The following is a 14,756-nucleotide window of genomic DNA, read 5'->3' on the forward strand; positions in this document are numbered from 1 at the left end:
CCTCGGTGGGGTAAGAATCGCGCGGGCCTGGGGCCCCGCCACCAGCGGGGCGGGGGCACGCGCGACGGGCGGGATCAGCCGTTCACTTGTAGTTCAGCATGTAGGTGACCTTGGCCGTGACCGAACCCGAGCCGGCCGCGGTTGCCGAGTTGCTGGCGATGCGGGCGAACAGTTGCAGGCTGCCGTCGCCGTTGCGCATTTCGGTCTCGCTGCTTCCCGTCGTGAAGTTGAGGTTCGTGTTGTCGCGGTTCAACATCTGGATGGCGACGTTCGTGGCGTTACCCGTGTTGGGGACCATGCCGGTGGTGCTGGTCAGGCCGGGAAACGAGACCGACACCTTCGACAGCGGGGCCGCGGTTGCATTAGCGGCGGGCGCAGCGAAGCTGCAGCCCGTCAGGTGGATCTCGATCGGCACCGCCGTACCGAACTTGCCCGTGCCGGTCAGCAAGTTCTTGGAGACCTGGCCCAGGTCGATGGCCAGGTTGGTGTCGGCCGCCGACACGGAGCACGGCGCTTCGGTGACCGAGCCGGTGAAGGTAATGGTGCCTTGGCCCATTTCACCGGCGGCGAATGCCGCGACCGGACCGAGCAGGGCGGCGGTGGTGACGGTGGCGAGGAGGGTCTTCTTAAACATGGATAGTCCTTATGTGATATCCGTTGGGGGATGGCCTGCGGGGGTTGCCGCGCAGTGGTTGAAAAAATCGATGGGGCGGGAAAAAATTATGGGTTTGGCCGGCGCATTTTTTTCATGCGTCCATAGCGGGATCTATAGGTCCGCGGGAGGATGCGCGCCATGGGTTTGAACGGTGGGATGCGGCCGTGCCACGCTCGAATGCGGCTATGCCGCTATCCACGGATCGCGGCGTGCCGGGCATGGCTCTGCGAGTCACGGCGCCGGGTTTGGCGGCGGCCGCGGGGTGCGCCGTCGATGCGAACGCGCGCATTGGCGCGGCCGGCGGAGAGTCGATCGCGACCCGCCAGGCACACGAAGGGATATGAGATCTTTTCGTCATGCAAGGCATCTTGCATGGCGGCGATTATCTGATCGTTAACACGATTCAGAGGCAAGTAAGGCGTCTATCGCGCCGCCGAAAACCGCTGCGGGAGGTGGCCCCGCGACAGGGCCGAAGAGCGCAGGTGGGCGCCGCTCAGGCGCGCCAGGCGAGCACGCCGGCAACCACCACGCAGACCGCCGCGAACACCCGTTGCAGCACCGCCTGCGGCACGCGCGGGGCCAGCATGCGGCCGGCCGCCATGCCGGCGATGGCCGCGCCGACGAAGGCCCATTGCGCCGCCGACAGCGTCAGGCCGTGCAGCAAGGCGGAACTGACCGTGGCGGCCGACACCAGCGCGATGACCATCAGGGACGTGGAGACGATGCTGATCATGCGCGCATCGCTGAAGTGCGTCAGCGCCGGCACGATGATGAAACCGCCGCCGACGCCCAGCATGCCGGTGCACAGGCCCGACACGGCGCCGATGCCACCGAGCGTGGCGGCGGTGAGGCGGTTCCAGATGAAGCGGCCGGTGTCGGGCGACAGCCGGCAGGCCTTGGGTGGTGCGTCGGCGGCATCCCCGGCCGGCGCGCGGCGGCGCGATTGCTGCACCATGCGCGCCGCCACCAGCAGCATCACGCCCGCAAAAGTCAGACTAAGCCAGTGTGCCGGCAGATGGCGCGCCAGCGACAATCCCAAGGGAGCGGTCAGCGCGCCCACCGCCGCCATCAGCATGGCGGCCTTGTAGCGCACCAGGCCGCGCACCAGGCCCTGCAAGGCGCCGACCGCCGAGGCGATGCCCACGGCAATCAACGCCACTGGCGCCGCCTGCGTCAGCGTCAGCCCCAGCCCGAACATCAGCGCGGGCACGGCCAGGATGCCGCCGCCCGCGCCGGTCAGGCCAAGGGAGACGCCGATGCATAGTCCGAGCAGGATTGCGGTCATCATTTTTAATGACTTTTAGAAATTACTTTATTACTGAAGATAATTATAACGTGCAGGTACAGGGGTGCCGTGATGCGCATTTTGTTGATCGAGGATGACGCCTCCATCGCCTTGGCGATTCAGGTCGGGCTGGGGCTGCAGGGCTTCGTGGTGGATACGGTCGGCTGCCTGCGGCAGGCCGACCTGGCGGTACAGACGTCGCACGTCAGCGCCTGCGTGCTGGACCTGGGCCTGCCCGATGGCGACGGCATGACGCTGCTGGCGAAGTGGCGCGCGCGGCGCGAGAACCTGCCGGTGCTGGTGCTCAGCGCTCAGTCCGAGGTGTCGCGGCGCATCGGCGCGCTGCGCGCCGGCGCCGACGACTACGTTCCCAAGCCATTCGACCTGGACGAACTGGGCGCGCGCCTGCACGCAGTGATACGGCGCGCGGCCGGGCATTGCGCGGATCGCATCGACCACGGTCGCCTGACGCTGTTCCTGTCGCGGGGCGAGGTGTTGCTCGATGGCGTCCGCGTCCCGCTGCAGCGGCGCGAGCTGGCGCTGCTCAAGACCCTGTTGCAGCATCCCGGACAGATCCTCACGATGGACCAACTGCGCGACAGCCTCTATGGCTTCGACGACCGGGTCGAGAGCAACGCCGTCAACGTGCACATCCACAAACTGCGTCGCAAGTTTGGCGCCGGCTTGATCGAAACCGTACGTGGCTGGGGCTATCGGCTGGGGACGCCGGCACCGTGAGCCTGCGCGCCCGCCTGATGCTGTTGCTGGGCGCCGTCTGGCTGGTTGTGGGTGGCGCCGTGACGCTGTGGATGTTCGAGCGCGCCAGCGCCGAACTCGACGCCGCGCTGGATTCGCGCCTGGCGGCATCGGCGGCGATGGTGGCGCGCCTGATGGCGCCGCCATTGCCGCCGTCGCCGCCCGCCAGCGGCATGGTGGCGGCCATCGGTCGGCCCGCGAACGGCGGCGTGGCCTGTGAAGTGGATTTGCGCGGCGGCGCCAGGCGGACGTGCTCACCCGACGGGCCGGCGCTCGAGGCCGCGCCGCTTGGCTTTGGCTCGCTTGCCCGCAACGATGCCATATGGCGCACTTATGCCTTCGACTCCGGCGATTTGCGCGTCATCACCGCCGGCCGCGTGGACATCCGCAAGGCGCTGCACCGCGAGATGGCCTGGACGGCCTTGGCGCCGGGCATGGCTGGTCTGCTGGTGGGGATCGTGCTGCTGTGGTTCGGCGTGGGCCGTGGCCTGGCCATGGTCGAAGGGTTGCGCCGCCGGTTGGCGCGCGAAGAGCCCTGGCTCGCGCCGGACCTGGCAGGCGATCAGGTCCCGCGCGAACTCATGCCGTTCACGCAGACGCTCGCAAACCGGTCGCGGCGCATGGAAGAAATGCTGCGGCGCGAGCGCCATTTTTCGGATCAGGCGGCGCACGAGATGCGCTCGCCGGTCACCGCGATCAAGGCCCACCTGCAGGTGCTGCAGCGGCTGCCGACGGCGGCCCGGGATGCCGCAAGCCAGCAGGCGATCGCGCACGCCTTGCAGGGCACTGTGCGCCTGGAACGCCTGATTGAACAGCTGCTGGTACTGGCGCGCGCCGATGGCGGCGAGGCGGACGCGGCCTGCGATGCGGTGGCTGTGCTGCAGCGGGTGGCCTGCCGCAAACCGGCCCGCGTGCATTGGCGCCTGCCCGTCGGCCAGCCGTGGGTGGCTTTGCCGGATGCCCTGCTCGATTGCGCGGTGCGCAACCTGGTGGAAAACGCCCTCAAGTATTCGCCCCCGGACATGCCGGTGGAGGTCGATGCCAGGGTAGTCGCGGATTGCTTGGTGGTGGGGGTGCGCGACTACGGTCCGGGGTTGAGCGCCGCGCAGTGCGCGCAGGCGACCGAGCCGTTCTGGCGCGGCCAGCGCCAGGCCGAGGGCGCGGGTCTGGGGCTGTCGATCGTGGCCACCATCGCGGCACGCCATGGCGGCATGCTGGCGCTGGCGCCGGCCATGGGAGGTGGTTTGCACGCCCGTCTCACGCTACGCCTGGCCGGGGGGCAGCAGGCTACTCCCACGAGCGCGAATACCCGTGGTCCAGAAACAGCTCGGGCAGGCCCGACACCTGTTTGAAACGCAGCACCTCGTCTTCGTCCATGCCCAGCTGGCGCGCGATATCGGCGTCGTTCCAGCCAGCCTGCAGCAGCCGCACGACAATGTCGGTCATGGGCATCACGCCGTGCACGCCGCGGGCGCGGTTGTGGCGGATGGTGGCGGCGATGCGATCGGCGGCCGCGTCACGCCCGGGGCGGATCGCCACCAGCGGCAGGTAGCCGTGCAGGCGTGCCTGGATCGGGCCTTTCTTCTTGCCGACGCGCTGGCGGTGAAAGCCGTCCACCACCACATAGCGGTTCGTCGCAACGTGGTGGGCCACGATGGGCTGGGTGTAGCCGTCGGCGCCTATCGACAGTTCCAGCAGCCGCATTTCCGGCGGCGCGACGCTGTTGGGGTTGTAGTCATTGGCCTCGACCTGTTCGCCGGGAACCCACCGCACGCAATCGACCGGTTCGGCCGCGAACGGGCTGTGCTCATGCAGGCAGAGCCGGATCCGGTTGATGGCGTCGATGCGGTCCTTCAGGGGCAATGTCTGCAACTCGTTGAACAGGGCCCGGGCCCGCCTCTCCAGATCCGTCACGGTCGGCATGCGTGTTCCTTTTCAGTGTGACCCAGTTGCCTCGCGAGGACTGGATGCGAAAACCATGCGGCAGCAGCAGCGCCACGCAGTCATGCGGCACGCGTAGCGTGCAGGGCTGGCCAAGTTCGTCGATGTATTCCAGCACCTGACGCCGCAGTTCGCGGAACAGGCCGCGCTGGCGCGCTTCGGGACGGATGTAGCCGTCGCGGATGCGGACGGCGCCGGTCAGCAGCTCGATGCCGACGAAGCCCAGCAGCCGCTTCTGGCCGCGCCGGCGCACCACGAACCAGCGATGACGGGGACTGTCGTTCAGCGGGTAGCCGCCGCAATCGCGCCGCACGGTGGCGCTGGCGAAGAAACGGCCCATCTGGGAGAAGAACGCGGCCTCGTCCTCGTAGGAGCGCAGGCGCAGGAAGTCGTATTGGTTCAGGGCGGTCATGGGGACGTCCGCGCGGCGGGGGCAAGCAGGATGTCGATGTCGCGCCGGGCCGCGCCGAACGACAGCGAACGGGCCATGTCCTGTTTGAGCAGCGACAGGCCGATGCGGCGCCAGGACGGCTGCACCTTGCGGTTTTCGAGATCGGGCACGCCGGCGTCGGGCCACAGGCCGATGGGATGGCCGCGCTGTTCCCACCAGGCGATGAAGACGTCGATGCGCCGCACGTAGACCTGCCGCAACGTGGCCGGCATGCTGTCGAGCAGGAACTGGCTGTACTGGCGCCAGGTGCTGAAGGTGGGCGGCAGGCCCAGGCCGCCGCGATAGCCGAGAAAGCGCTGGCGGCAGTAGCGCGCGGCGTAGTTGGCGCCCTCGACGCGCTGGACGACGCGGAACCAGGTGGCGGGTTCGAGCTTGTGGAACAGGTCCAGGCCCTTGCGCTGGTCGTCGCCGTAAGGCTGGCAGATGCGCATCTGCGAGTACGGCACGCCGGCGCGCAGCATCTGGTCATAGAGGCGGTTATAGGCGTGGTGATGTTCGCCGGTGTAGCGCCAGAGGTCCTCGAACTTCCAGTCGTAGATGGGGAAGAAGGTCACGGCGCGGTCGCGCAGCTTGTCGCGGGTGCTCCAGGCCAGCGCCTTGCGGCCGCCGGGCGGGGTCCAGGCGCACTTCTTGCTGCGGCGCTTGACGGCCAGGTAGCGGTTGAGCGATTCGTCGGAACGGATGCCGACCAGGAACGCGGTGGCGACGTCGCCCGACAGCCAGTGATTGAATTCGGGAACGAATTCCTCGAATTCCATGCGGTGGCGGAAGAACGGGAAGTAGTCGGGGTCGTTGATCACCGCGGGATGCCGCGGCAGCGGCCGGACCCAGTCGGCCTCGCGTCCGGGTTCCCAGGCGCACCAGTAGGGTTCGCGCAGGCTGGAGGCGTTGCGCAGGTTGATGGGCAGGCAGATCCACCAGGGCCGCACGTCGGGCCGGTTGAACATCTCGGTGACGTGGGCGATGGTGGCCTGGTACTGGCCTTCGAGGTCGATGAACACCGCGTGGACCGGGCCGCGTCCCATTTCGCGCGCGACCTCCAGCGCCAGGTGCAGGGTGACGGAGCTGTCCTTGCCGCCGGAGAACGCCACGCAGACGCGTTCGAAGTGCTGGAACACCAGGCGGATGCGGGCCCGGGCGGCGTCGAGGACGTTGCAGTCGCGGTAATGCTTGACCGCCATTTTTTTCCCTCCATGCGCGCGGCGTTCCGGACGCGCCGCGCGTGCGGAGCCGCGGCGCCGTGTATCTGCCGGCCAGGGAAAATTTATGCGTATCCGCCGCGACAGGCCTGTGAGGATAGCCCGAACGCGAGGCGTCAAAGCGGTCAATGCGTCCGACATTGACGGAGAGGCACGAACCGCGCCGGGCCGCGCGATGCGCGAGCCGGCGCGCGCGGTCACGCCGCCTTCAGGTGCTCGTACAGGATGGTGGCGCCGATGCCGATCAGCGCCAGGCCCCCCAACACTTCGGCGCGCTTGCCGGCGACGTTGCCGATCAGGCGGCCCACCATCACGCCCAGGGTCACCATCAGCATGGTGGCCAGGCCGATGGCCAGCGCGGTGACGACGATATTGTTGTCGATGAAGGCCAGGCTGACCCCCACCGCCATGGCGTCGATGCTGGTGGCGAAACCGGTGACGGCCAGCAGCCAGAAGGAATGGCGGGCGACCGGCGGCGCGGCTTCGTCATGGTCCGCGCGCCAGCCGTTGCGGATCATCATGCCGCCCAGGATACAGAGCATGACGAAGGCGATCCAGTGATCCCACTCCTGCACGTAGCGGGCGGCCACGGACCCGAGCGCCCAGCCGATCACGGGCGTGATGGCTTCGATCACGCCGAATATCACGCCGGTGCGCAGGGCTTCGGAGAGGCGGGGCTTGTGCAGGGCGGCGCCCTTGCCGACCGCGGCGGCGAAGGCGTCGGTGGACATGGCGAAAGCCAGGACGAGTGTGGAGAGGGCGTTCATGCGGGAGAGGCTCCGACCGGGCGAAACACACAGACCGTCCATATCGCCCGGTCGTGAGCTATGGATCAGTCCGTGGTCTCGCCTGACCGTGTCGGTCGCGCGCGCCATGGCCAGGTGGGCCAAGAGTGTTGACGCGGGCGCTTCCGGACGGGGCCGGAAGAGGCTACTCCCCAAGGAGGCTTGCAGTGTACCAAACGGCGCAGGGCGCCGGTGTGACACGGCGGGTTCAGGTCAGCCGGGCGCCGTTGGGGACGTCGTGCTCGGGCGTCACCAGGATGGTGTGGTCGTTGGCGTCGGCCAGCCCCAGCACCAGCACTTCGGAGCGCACCGGGCCGACCTGGCGCGGCGGGAAATTGACGATGCCCAGGATGCGCTTGCCCGGCAGTTCCTCAAGCGTGTAGCGGCCGGTGATCTGCGCCGAGCTTTTCTTGACGCCGACGCCGGCGCCGAAATCGATGGTCAGCTTGTAGGCGGGCTTGCGCGCCTCGGGGAACGGGTCGGCGGCGATGATGGTGCCGACGCGGATGTCGACCTTCATGAAGTCGTCGAAGCCGACGGTGGGGGCGGGCGGGGTGGCGGGGTCCTGGGTGTAGTGCATGGGCGTGGGCGATCGGTTCAAGGGGAGCGGGCGACGATGCCCGCGATGGCCCCATCATGCCAGATCGATGCCGCCACGGGTCGGGCGCAGGGCGGCCAGCGCGGCCAGATCGACCAGCGCGATGCGGCCGTCGATGGCGCCGACGGCCAGTCTGCCGCCGTGCGCCGCGAGCGCGTAGAGCACGGTGGCGACGCCGCCGATGCGGACCCGGGACGCCAGCAGCAGGTCGCCGCTGGCGGCGTCAATCAGCATCAGGGTGCCGTCGAGGAAGGCCGCCAGCACCAGGCCGTCGGCCACGATGATGGCGCTGGCCGATGCCGGGGTGGCATGACGCCAGCGTTCCTGGCCGCGCGCCAGCGACTTGCGGTAGATGAAGCCGCGATAGGCGTTGCCGACCGTGGGCGAGTAGTGCTTGCCGGCGATCACCACGCTGGCGCCGAGGGCGTCATCGACGTAGGCCCCACGGCATTCCATGGCGTGGCTGGCGGGCGTGCCGTCCGGCTTGAGCAATGGCCACAGGCGTTCGAGGCGACCATCGGCGTGGACCCGGCACAGGTGCTTGCCTTCGTGCGAGCCGGGCGGCGTGCCTTGCAGCGAGAAAAGATCGGGCGCGCCGTTGATGCCGATGTAGTGGTTGAAGCAGTCGTAGTGGCCGAGATCGAGGCGTCGTTCTCCGGTCAGGGTGGGGTCCAGCAGCACGTCGCCGGCCGTGCGGCGGCGCGCATCGATGCGGTCGCGGCGGCCCAGCAGGCGGCCGTCGGCGCTGGCGCAGAAGGTGTATTGGCCATCCTCGTCGCGCAGCGCCGTCAGCGCGCCGTCGCGCAGCGCGTACAGGCGCGAGTCGCGGCGGAAGCGGTCGGCGGGATCGGGCGGGGCGATGGCGTGCACGACGAGCGGCGTGGCGCGCAGGATCTCGGCGCCGCGGCCGCCGCCGTCGTGACGCGCGAGCAACGCGCCGTCGGCGCGGTAGCGGTCGAGCAGGCAGGCGTCGTGGACCGCGGCGAGCGTGTCGGCGTCGAGCCACGCCAGGTCCCAGATGGCGCCGCGCAGCCCCAGTTCGGGCAGGCCCAGCCAGTCGGCCAGGCGCTTGGCGGCGTCGCCGACATCAGGCGGCGTGGCGTGGTCGAGGGTGGCGGTGGCGGGGTCCAGTTCCGGTGTGGCCACGCCGGCGGCGGTCTCGACGCGCAGCAGTGTTTCGGACGCGGCGGGGACATCGTCGTCCTGTTCGTCCCACGATTCGTCCCAGGGGCGGACCCAGGCCTCGATGCGGCCGTCTTGCAGGTAGCGGCACCGCACCACTTCGGGCACGTTGAGGAAGGGGCGATGGCAGGCGCCGCTGTCCCAGTTCCAGGCGATCAGCTCGCCTTCGAACATATAGCCGCCGTCATAGCTGCCCCCGCCGATGGCGATGAGGGGCTGGTCCGGATGGAAGGCGACGTCGTTGATGGGCAGGCGCGGCGCGTCGCAGGCCGCGAACGGCGCGGGTTCGCCGCGGCGGTACAAGCCGACGCGATAGCGCAGCGCGGCGCCGCCATAGGCGGCTCGCGCGGGCGGGTTGATGAGCAGGGGAAAGGCCGAGGCCACGGCGACGAGGTCGCCGGCCGGATGGAAGAACACGCCGGTGATGCGGCCGGCGCCCTGCAGCGCCGGATTCATGAACGCGTTCATGATTGATGCGGCCGGCGCCCCTGGGCGCGCGGCGGATTCAGGACTCGCGGGCCACGGACCGGCCGCGCGAAGGCGGCGGGAAGCGGCGCGGCGGCGGGCGGGCGCATGGGCGCAGGGCCGTCAATGACGCGTCATGATTTGGCGGCGGCGGCCGTGGTGGCGCTTTTCTTGCCGCGCGGCTTGGCCGCGGGCGTTTCGCTCACCGGCGGCGTGTCGAACTCCTGTTTGTTTCGTTCGCCCCGCGGGGTGTTTTCCGGATGGGGTTTGGGAAAGGCCCAGGGCTTCGTTTTCTGATCCATTGCTTGTACTCCTTGCACAGGCGGAACAGTAGCATTTGCTGTGGCCGTGAGTAAGTGAGGGTTGACGTCAATATTCATCGCATCGTGATGAGGTAAATCGGCAAGCGCGGCATCGGCCGGCTGCTATACGACCGCCGCGACGGCGGCGCGTTCACTGATTGATGGGAGCGGATTTCGTGAGGGGTTGTCGAGGGGGCCGCGATGCGGATCGCGGGCCGGGCGCACGGGCTGGCGCGGAGGCGCAATATACCCGGTTGGCGCGCCGCGCATGCCGCGACGCCTGCCGCTACCCGCGTGGCGGTGCCTGTGCCGAGCGCGGATAGCGGAATTCTACCGCGCCCGCGCCGCGCCTCCGCTCGCGGGCATCATCCGGATGGCATCCGGGCTCATCCGTTTGCATCGGCGAAAGTCTCTATTGCAAGCGGCGATGGCGGGACTACGATGGGGCTCGTGCACATAGGGAGGAAGCTATGGACACGACCAAGGAATGGTATGCCGCCGTCAAGGAATGGCAGCGCGCGCGCGATGAACTGACCAGCGCCATCGCCGCGATCAAGTGGCCCGATCCCACGCCGGATTGCCTGGCCACTTATGACCGCGCCTATGCGCATGAAACCGCGGCGCGCGAGCGCATGAAGCTGGCCTACGAGCGCGTCCGACGATAGGGCCGCGGCGCGGTTGCTACACTGCCGCGCATGAAGCAATCCACGAACCCCCTGATGATCCGGACGGCGCGCCCCGATGACGCGGCGGCGCTTGAAGACGTGCTGACGCGCACCTACGAAGGCACCTGGCAGCCCCAGATGACGCCGGAAAAATACCGGTACTTCCTGGACAGCGGCAAGATCCCCCGCTATGTCGCCGAGCGCGGCGCGCGCTTTCACGTGTGCGAGGTCGAAGGCCGCGTGGCCGGCATGGTCGACTGGGAACAGAACTTCATCTGGGCGCTGCATGTGCATCCGGATCTGCAGCGCCGCGGCGTGGGCGCGGCGCTGCTGGCCGTGGCCGAAGCCGGCATGCGCGCCGACGGGCACGCCGAGGCGCGGCTGGAGACCGATACCTTTAATACGCAAAGTCGCGCGTTCTACGGCAAGCACGGCTATGCCGAGGTCGACACCTATCCCGACGAGGAATGGGATAGCGGCTTCACCACGGTGCTGTTGGTCAAGCCGCTGGCCTGAACGCCGGCCGCGCGCGCAAGGGCGGCGGTCCGGCCGGTTCCGGGGGGTGCTCCCGTGGCCCCATGATTCGATGGTCATCTGGCTCTGGCAATGGGGCCAGGGCGGCGCTATGGTGTGCTTTTCCCGTCATCCACGCCATTCGCCATGTACCTGCCGTCCGCTTTCCGTGAAGACTCGCTGGAGGTCCAGCACGATTTCATCCGCGCGCATCCCCTCGGGGTGCTCATGACCGGCGGGGAGGGTGGACTGATGGCCAACCACATTCCCTGTCTGCTCTATCCGGAGGGGCCGCGAGGCGTGCTGCGGCTGCACATGGCGCGCGCCAACCCGCAATGGAAGGAGCTGGCCGCCGGCGCCGAATGCCTGCTGGTGTTCCATGGCGCGCAAGCCTACATCACGCCCTCCTGGTACGCCACCAAGGCCGAGACCCACAAAGTGGTGCCGACCTGGAACTTCGTGGCCGTCCACGTCTGGGGCACGCCCACGGTGCATGACGACCCGGCCTGGGTGCGGGCGCAGATCGGCGCGCTGACCGATGCGCAGGAGAAGGCGCGCGCGCAGCCCTGGCGGGTCGAGGACGCGCCCGAGGATTTCATTGCGGCACAGATGCGCGCCATTGTCGGCGTGGAAATCGCCATCACGCGCATCGAAGGCAAGTGGAAGGTCAGCCAGAACCGCAACGCGGCCGACCGCCAGGGCGTGGCGGCCGGCCTGGCCGGCGAACAGGGCGATGTCGTGATGGCCGGCCTGGTGGCGCGCCGCGGCGGGCTGGATTGAGCCGGGCCCGTCCCGGCACGTCGGCCGCGTCACGTTGGTTGAGCGGCGTGGCTTGATCGATACGGCTTGATCGATACGGTTTGATCGACAGGGTTTGATCGACCGGGTTTGAGCGATCCGGATGGCGCGGCCGATCAGGCCGCGCCGGCCACCTGCAGGCGCCGCTGGTGCGCGGCGCCGCGGCCCCATGCCAGGCAGGCGATGGCCGCTGCCTGCAGCCCGGCCGCCGCCGCCAGGAACCAGAACAGCGGATGCGGCCCCTGGCCGGAGAGCGTGCGCAGCACGCCGAATACGGCGGGCGCGAAGGCATAGGCGCCTTGCGACAGGGCCACGATCAACGGCACCACCCGCGCCGCGTCCTCGCGCGCGAATTCGGCCTGCGCGATCAGCGGCGGCAGCGAGGTGGCGTTGCCGATGCCGGCGCCGAACAGCAGCACCCCCAGCCATACGGCCCAGGCGTGGCCCGCCGCCAGCATCAGCACCAGCGAGCCGGCGATCTGCGCGCCATACGAGAGGCAGGCCACCAGGCGGCGGTCGGCCACGGGCGGCATCAGCCAGCCCACCAGGCTGCGGCCGGCGATGGCGCTGGCGGTGGCCAGCCCCATGGCGATGCCGGCGGTCTGCGCGCCCAGCAGCGGCGCCAGCAGCGACAGCAAGTGCGCGATCAGGCCGATCTGCGCGAACAGCCCCAGCGCCATGCCCGCGCCCAGCGACAGGAAAGCGCGGTCGCGCCACAGCCGCGAGACGCGCGGCCAGGTCGCGGCGTCCGCCTGCGCCGGCGCGCCCGGCGGCATGCCGTCGGGATGCTGGCCCAGCTGCCGCGGCGTGACGGCGAACACCTGGCGCGCCAGCAGCGCGATCACGATCACCATTGCCAGGCCCACCCATGCGGCCGCCCGCGCGAAGCCGTAGCTGGCAATCAGGAACACCCAGAGCGGGGAGAACAGGATGCCGCCGACGCTGGCGCCGTTGTAGGCCATGCCCAGCGCGGCTGGCCGGCGCCTGACGAACCAGGGCGAGATCAAGGCATTGACCGCCGCCGCGCCCAGCGTCACCCAGCCCATGCCGGATAACAGCGCGGCCGCATACAGCTGCCACGGTTCGGCCGCGCGCGCCCAGCCGCAGACGCCCAGCGCCAGCGCCACGGCGCCGGCCAGCGTCACGCCCGGCACGCCCCAGCGCCGGTACAGGCGCGGCAGGTTGGCCACGATCAGCGTGCCGCACAGGAAGTGCAGCGTGACGGCCGCCGACACCAGCGTCACGCTCCAGCCCGTGCGCTGCACCACCGCGTGCAGGAATACGGGCGGTCCGTAGAAACCCACGCCCCAGCCGAAGATGGCCAGCACGAAGGTGGCGTGGAGGACCTTCCAGCCGAAGAAACGCGAAGGGTTGGGCATGATGGAAACGGGCTGTCCTGTTGCGATGAGTCGCAGTATGCTTGAGCCCGTATCCAACACTTTGGCCTGGGCCGAATCATGGAATCCGAGTTCGCCGACATCAACCTCTCGGCCGTCGCCGGCGCCATCGCCGATCCGGCGCGGGCCCGCATGCTGTGCCTGCTGCTCGATGGCCGTGCCCGCACCGCCACCGAGCTGGCGGCGGCCGCCGACATCGGCGCATCCACGGCCAGCAGCCATTTCCAGCGGTTGCGCGAGCAGGGCCTGGTGGAGCAGGCGGCGCAGGGCAAGCATCGCTATTACCGGCTGGCCAATGCCGAAGTGGCGCGGGCGCTGGAGGCGCTGCTGGTGGTGGCGGGCGCCGAACGCGCGCCGTTCAAGCCCAACACGCCCTCGGCCCTGCGCGAAGCGCGCACCTGCTACGACCACATGGCCGGCACGCTGGCGGTGCGCGTCCACGACGCGATGCTGGCGCGCCAGTGGCTGGCGGCCGATGGCCGCGATTACGTGTTGACGCCCCTGGGCGAAGCCTCGCTGGCGCAGGTGGGGGTAGACGTGACGCAGGCGCGCCAGCGCCGCCGCCGTTTCGCCTGCCCGTGCCTGGACTGGAGCGAGCGCCGCTCGCACCTGGGCGGCGCGCTGGGCGCCGCCTTGCTGGAGGCGCTGTTGCAACGCGGCTGGGTCGACAAGGACCTGGATTCGCGCGCGCTGTCCATCACCCGCAAGGGCGCGCGGCAGTTCCCCGCATTTTTCGGCATGCCCGGGGAGGCGGCCGCCGACGCGGTGGACTGGAACCTGAAGGGCGGCCACGCCGCCTAGCGTTTTTCGGCCGGGGTTCCCCGGCTTCATGCGCATCCCCTCGAATTCGCTTTCGCGCTCGCGCGGGCCGGCAGGCCGCGCGAGCGCGCACATTTTTTTTCATCGGGCATTTGCCCTGTACAGGAGGTGGCCTTGCCTACGCTGGCCCTGCACGTTTTCCGTCGCGCCTTGCCTGGCGTGACGGAGCTGCGCATCGATGTCAACCACGGCCCGCGCGAAGTGGAAGCCGAACTCGATGCCATCCACGACCGCATGAGTCGACCCTTGGATCGCCTGCATGGCTTGCCGGAGGTTCAAACCGAGATCCCTGGCCTGGTGCTTCGCTACCGCGAAGCCGATGGCGAGTATTACGTGTATGTGGTGGATGTGCGGCGCGGCCGGCTGGCGGGCTATACGGTGTTCAACCGCCTGATCGAAGTGGGCCGGCGCGCCGATCCCTATGTGCGCGCGCCGCATTCGAAGTACGCCGCGCCCTACCAGCGCATGGGGCTGGCCACGGCGGTGTATCGCTGGGGGCTGGAGGCGGGCCTGTGCATCATGAGCGGGGCGCGCCAGTCGGTCGGCGCCCATCGCCTGTGGCTGGGCCTGGCGCGTGACTACACGCTGGGCTATGTCGACCTGCGGCGCAAGCGCCTGACCTATCTCGGCCCGGCCGTGACGGCGGCGGTGCTGGACGACCTGCATACCCGCATGTTCCTGCTGGGCCGCGGCTGGACGCTGCCGGACTATCTGCGCGTCACGGCCATGCAAGTGGCCGAAAGTGCGCTTTCGCAACAGCCCTAGGGGAAATCCCCGGGACGGATCAGCGCGGCGCGCAGCGCAGGACCCTGTCATGCGGCCGCAAGCCCCGTCCTGCCTGCCTGTGGATGCCTTGGCCGGACCTGCCACGGAAACGGGGACGCAATTTCCGTATCGCAACAATGTTTCTATCGGCAGCCGGCGTTACAAAACATATCCGAACTG

Annotated in this window: 17 protein-coding genes and 1 riboswitch; of the genes, 7 read left to right on the top strand and 10 right to left on the bottom strand. The window is 69.2% G+C overall.

Annotation, left to right across the window (positions count from 1 at the left end):
* Positions 1 to 82 precede the first annotated feature (82 nt).
* Positions 83 to 634 carry a fimbrial protein gene (locus AruCF_RS07640; protein WP_049072862.1) on the bottom strand — a complete coding sequence of 184 codons (552 nt, stop codon included), beginning with the start codon at positions 632 to 634 and terminating at the stop codon, positions 83 to 85.
* A gap of 514 nt (positions 635 to 1,148) precedes the next feature.
* Positions 1,149 to 1,940 carry a sulfite exporter TauE/SafE family protein gene (locus tag AruCF_RS07645; RefSeq protein WP_049077638.1) on the bottom strand — a complete coding sequence of 264 codons (792 nt, stop codon included), beginning with the start codon at positions 1,938 to 1,940 and terminating at the stop codon, positions 1,149 to 1,151.
* Positions 1,941 to 2,012: 72 nt separating this feature from the next.
* Between AruCF_RS07645 and AruCF_RS07650 the strand changes: the two genes are divergently transcribed.
* Together AruCF_RS07650 and AruCF_RS07655 are read left to right on the top strand one after the other, a co-directional pair.
* The gene (locus AruCF_RS07650; RefSeq protein WP_063569081.1) at positions 2,013 to 2,678 is read left to right on the top strand and encodes a response regulator; all 666 of its coding nucleotides are present in this window, start codon (positions 2,013 to 2,015) and stop codon (positions 2,676 to 2,678) included.
* Positions 2,675 to 4,048 carry a sensor histidine kinase gene (locus AruCF_RS07655; protein ID WP_049072864.1) on the top strand — a complete coding sequence of 458 codons (1,374 nt, stop codon included), beginning with the start codon at positions 2,675 to 2,677 and terminating at the stop codon, positions 4,046 to 4,048. The genes AruCF_RS07650 and AruCF_RS07655 overlap by 4 nt, the downstream gene beginning before the upstream one ends.
* Here the strand turns inward: AruCF_RS07655 and AruCF_RS07660 are convergent.
* From AruCF_RS07660 to AruCF_RS29450, 7 genes are all read right to left on the bottom strand, one after another.
* A complete protein-coding gene (locus AruCF_RS07660; protein ID WP_232732789.1) occupies positions 3,984 to 4,559 on the bottom strand; it encodes an IbrB-like domain-containing protein in 576 nt (191 codons plus the stop codon). The genes AruCF_RS07655 and AruCF_RS07660 overlap by 65 nt on opposite strands.
* Positions 4,504 to 5,049 (bottom strand): GNAT family N-acetyltransferase, encoded by a 546-nt coding sequence (locus AruCF_RS07665; protein ID WP_068958993.1) that lies wholly within the window; start codon positions 5,047 to 5,049, stop codon positions 4,504 to 4,506. The genes AruCF_RS07660 and AruCF_RS07665 overlap by 56 nt, the downstream gene beginning before the upstream one ends.
* A complete protein-coding gene (locus AruCF_RS07670) occupies positions 5,046 to 6,269 on the bottom strand; it encodes a phosphoadenosine phosphosulfate reductase (RefSeq protein ID WP_049072866.1) in 1,224 nt (407 codons plus the stop codon). The genes AruCF_RS07665 and AruCF_RS07670 overlap by 4 nt, the downstream gene beginning before the upstream one ends.
* Before the next feature lie 215 nt (positions 6,270 to 6,484).
* The gene (mntP, locus tag AruCF_RS07675; protein ID WP_049072867.1) at positions 6,485 to 7,054 is read right to left on the bottom strand and encodes a manganese efflux pump MntP; all 570 of its coding nucleotides are present in this window, start codon (positions 7,052 to 7,054) and stop codon (positions 6,485 to 6,487) included.
* A gap of 4 nt (positions 7,055 to 7,058) precedes the next feature.
* A riboswitch (yybP-ykoY riboswitch) is annotated at positions 7,059 to 7,238 on the bottom strand.
* Positions 7,239 to 7,280: 42 nt separating this feature from the next.
* A complete protein-coding gene (locus tag AruCF_RS07680) occupies positions 7,281 to 7,652 on the bottom strand; it encodes a tRNA-binding protein (protein ID WP_049072868.1) in 372 nt (123 codons plus the stop codon).
* A 54-nt stretch (positions 7,653 to 7,706) separates the two neighbouring features.
* The gene (locus AruCF_RS07685; protein WP_049072869.1) at positions 7,707 to 9,320 is read right to left on the bottom strand and encodes a PQQ-binding-like beta-propeller repeat protein; all 1,614 of its coding nucleotides are present in this window, start codon (positions 9,318 to 9,320) and stop codon (positions 7,707 to 7,709) included.
* Between the two features lie 131 nt (positions 9,321 to 9,451).
* Complete coding sequence (locus AruCF_RS29450; protein ID WP_006390438.1) at positions 9,452 to 9,619, bottom strand: hypothetical protein; 168 nt, start codon at positions 9,617 to 9,619, stop codon at positions 9,452 to 9,454.
* Between the two features lie 470 nt (positions 9,620 to 10,089).
* Between AruCF_RS29450 and AruCF_RS07690 the strand changes: the two genes are divergently transcribed.
* The 3 genes from AruCF_RS07690 (at position 10,090) to AruCF_RS07700 (ending at position 11,577) form a co-directional block, all read left to right on the top strand.
* Entirely contained in the window at positions 10,090 to 10,284 is a 195-nt protein-coding gene (locus tag AruCF_RS07690; protein WP_049072870.1) for a hypothetical protein, read from the top strand.
* Between the two features lie 30 nt (positions 10,285 to 10,314).
* Complete coding sequence (locus tag AruCF_RS07695; RefSeq protein WP_049072871.1) at positions 10,315 to 10,800, top strand: GNAT family N-acetyltransferase; 486 nt, start codon at positions 10,315 to 10,317, stop codon at positions 10,798 to 10,800.
* A gap of 144 nt (positions 10,801 to 10,944) precedes the next feature.
* Positions 10,945 to 11,577 (top strand): FMN-binding negative transcriptional regulator, encoded by a 633-nt coding sequence (locus tag AruCF_RS07700; protein WP_049072872.1) that lies wholly within the window; start codon positions 10,945 to 10,947, stop codon positions 11,575 to 11,577.
* Between the two features lie 134 nt (positions 11,578 to 11,711).
* On the opposite strand, the gene AruCF_RS07705 is transcribed toward AruCF_RS07700, so the two are convergent.
* On the bottom strand, positions 11,712 to 12,974 hold the full coding sequence (locus tag AruCF_RS07705) for an MFS transporter (RefSeq protein ID WP_049072873.1): 1,263 nt from the start codon (positions 12,972 to 12,974) through the stop codon (positions 11,712 to 11,714).
* Positions 12,975 to 13,052: 78 nt separating this feature from the next.
* Here AruCF_RS07705 and AruCF_RS07710 point away from each other — a divergent pair, with 78 nt between their 5' ends.
* Together AruCF_RS07710 and AruCF_RS07715 are read left to right on the top strand one after the other, a co-directional pair.
* Positions 13,053 to 13,793: an ArsR/SmtB family transcription factor gene (locus tag AruCF_RS07710; RefSeq protein ID WP_049072874.1), complete on the top strand. Its 741-nt coding sequence runs from the start codon at positions 13,053 to 13,055 to the stop codon at positions 13,791 to 13,793.
* A 132-nt stretch (positions 13,794 to 13,925) separates the two neighbouring features.
* Entirely contained in the window at positions 13,926 to 14,576 is a 651-nt protein-coding gene (locus tag AruCF_RS07715; protein WP_049072875.1) for a hypothetical protein, read from the top strand.
* Positions 14,577 to 14,756 lie beyond the last annotated feature (180 nt).

Origin of the sequence: Achromobacter ruhlandii (genome assembly GCF_002082135.1) — a bacterium.
GTDB lineage: Bacteria > Pseudomonadota > Gammaproteobacteria > Burkholderiales > Burkholderiaceae_B > Achromobacter > Achromobacter ruhlandii.

Excerpts from the sequence above, each read along its gene's own strand:
- AruCF_RS07640 (WP_049072862.1), bottom strand. The coding sequence starts at position 634 with ATGTTTAAGAAGACCCTCCTCGCCACCGTCACCACCGCCGCCCTGCTC.
- AruCF_RS07645 (WP_049077638.1), bottom strand. The coding sequence starts at position 1,940 with ATGACCGCAATCCTGCTCGGACTATGCATCGGCGTCTCCCTTGGCCTG.
- AruCF_RS07650 (WP_063569081.1), top strand. The coding sequence starts at position 2,013 with ATGCGCATTTTGTTGATCGAGGATGACGCCTCCATCGCCTTGGCGATT.
- AruCF_RS07665 (WP_068958993.1), bottom strand. The coding sequence starts at position 5,049 with ATGACCGCCCTGAACCAATACGACTTCCTGCGCCTGCGCTCCTACGAG.
- AruCF_RS07670 (WP_049072866.1), bottom strand. The coding sequence starts at position 6,269 with ATGGCGGTCAAGCATTACCGCGACTGCAACGTCCTCGACGCCGCCCGG.
- mntP (WP_049072867.1), bottom strand. The coding sequence starts at position 7,054 with ATGAACGCCCTCTCCACACTCGTCCTGGCTTTCGCCATGTCCACCGAC.
- AruCF_RS07680 (WP_049072868.1), bottom strand. The coding sequence starts at position 7,652 with ATGCACTACACCCAGGACCCCGCCACCCCGCCCGCCCCCACCGTCGGC.
- AruCF_RS07685 (WP_049072869.1), bottom strand. The coding sequence starts at position 9,320 with ATGAACGCGTTCATGAATCCGGCGCTGCAGGGCGCCGGCCGCATCACC.
- AruCF_RS29450 (WP_006390438.1), bottom strand. The coding sequence starts at position 9,619 with ATGGATCAGAAAACGAAGCCCTGGGCCTTTCCCAAACCCCATCCGGAA.
- AruCF_RS07690 (WP_049072870.1), top strand. The coding sequence starts at position 10,090 with ATGGACACGACCAAGGAATGGTATGCCGCCGTCAAGGAATGGCAGCGC.
- AruCF_RS07695 (WP_049072871.1), top strand. The coding sequence starts at position 10,315 with ATGAAGCAATCCACGAACCCCCTGATGATCCGGACGGCGCGCCCCGAT.
- AruCF_RS07700 (WP_049072872.1), top strand. The coding sequence starts at position 10,945 with ATGTACCTGCCGTCCGCTTTCCGTGAAGACTCGCTGGAGGTCCAGCAC.
- AruCF_RS07705 (WP_049072873.1), bottom strand. The coding sequence starts at position 12,974 with ATGCCCAACCCTTCGCGTTTCTTCGGCTGGAAGGTCCTCCACGCCACC.
- AruCF_RS07710 (WP_049072874.1), top strand. The coding sequence starts at position 13,053 with ATGGAATCCGAGTTCGCCGACATCAACCTCTCGGCCGTCGCCGGCGCC.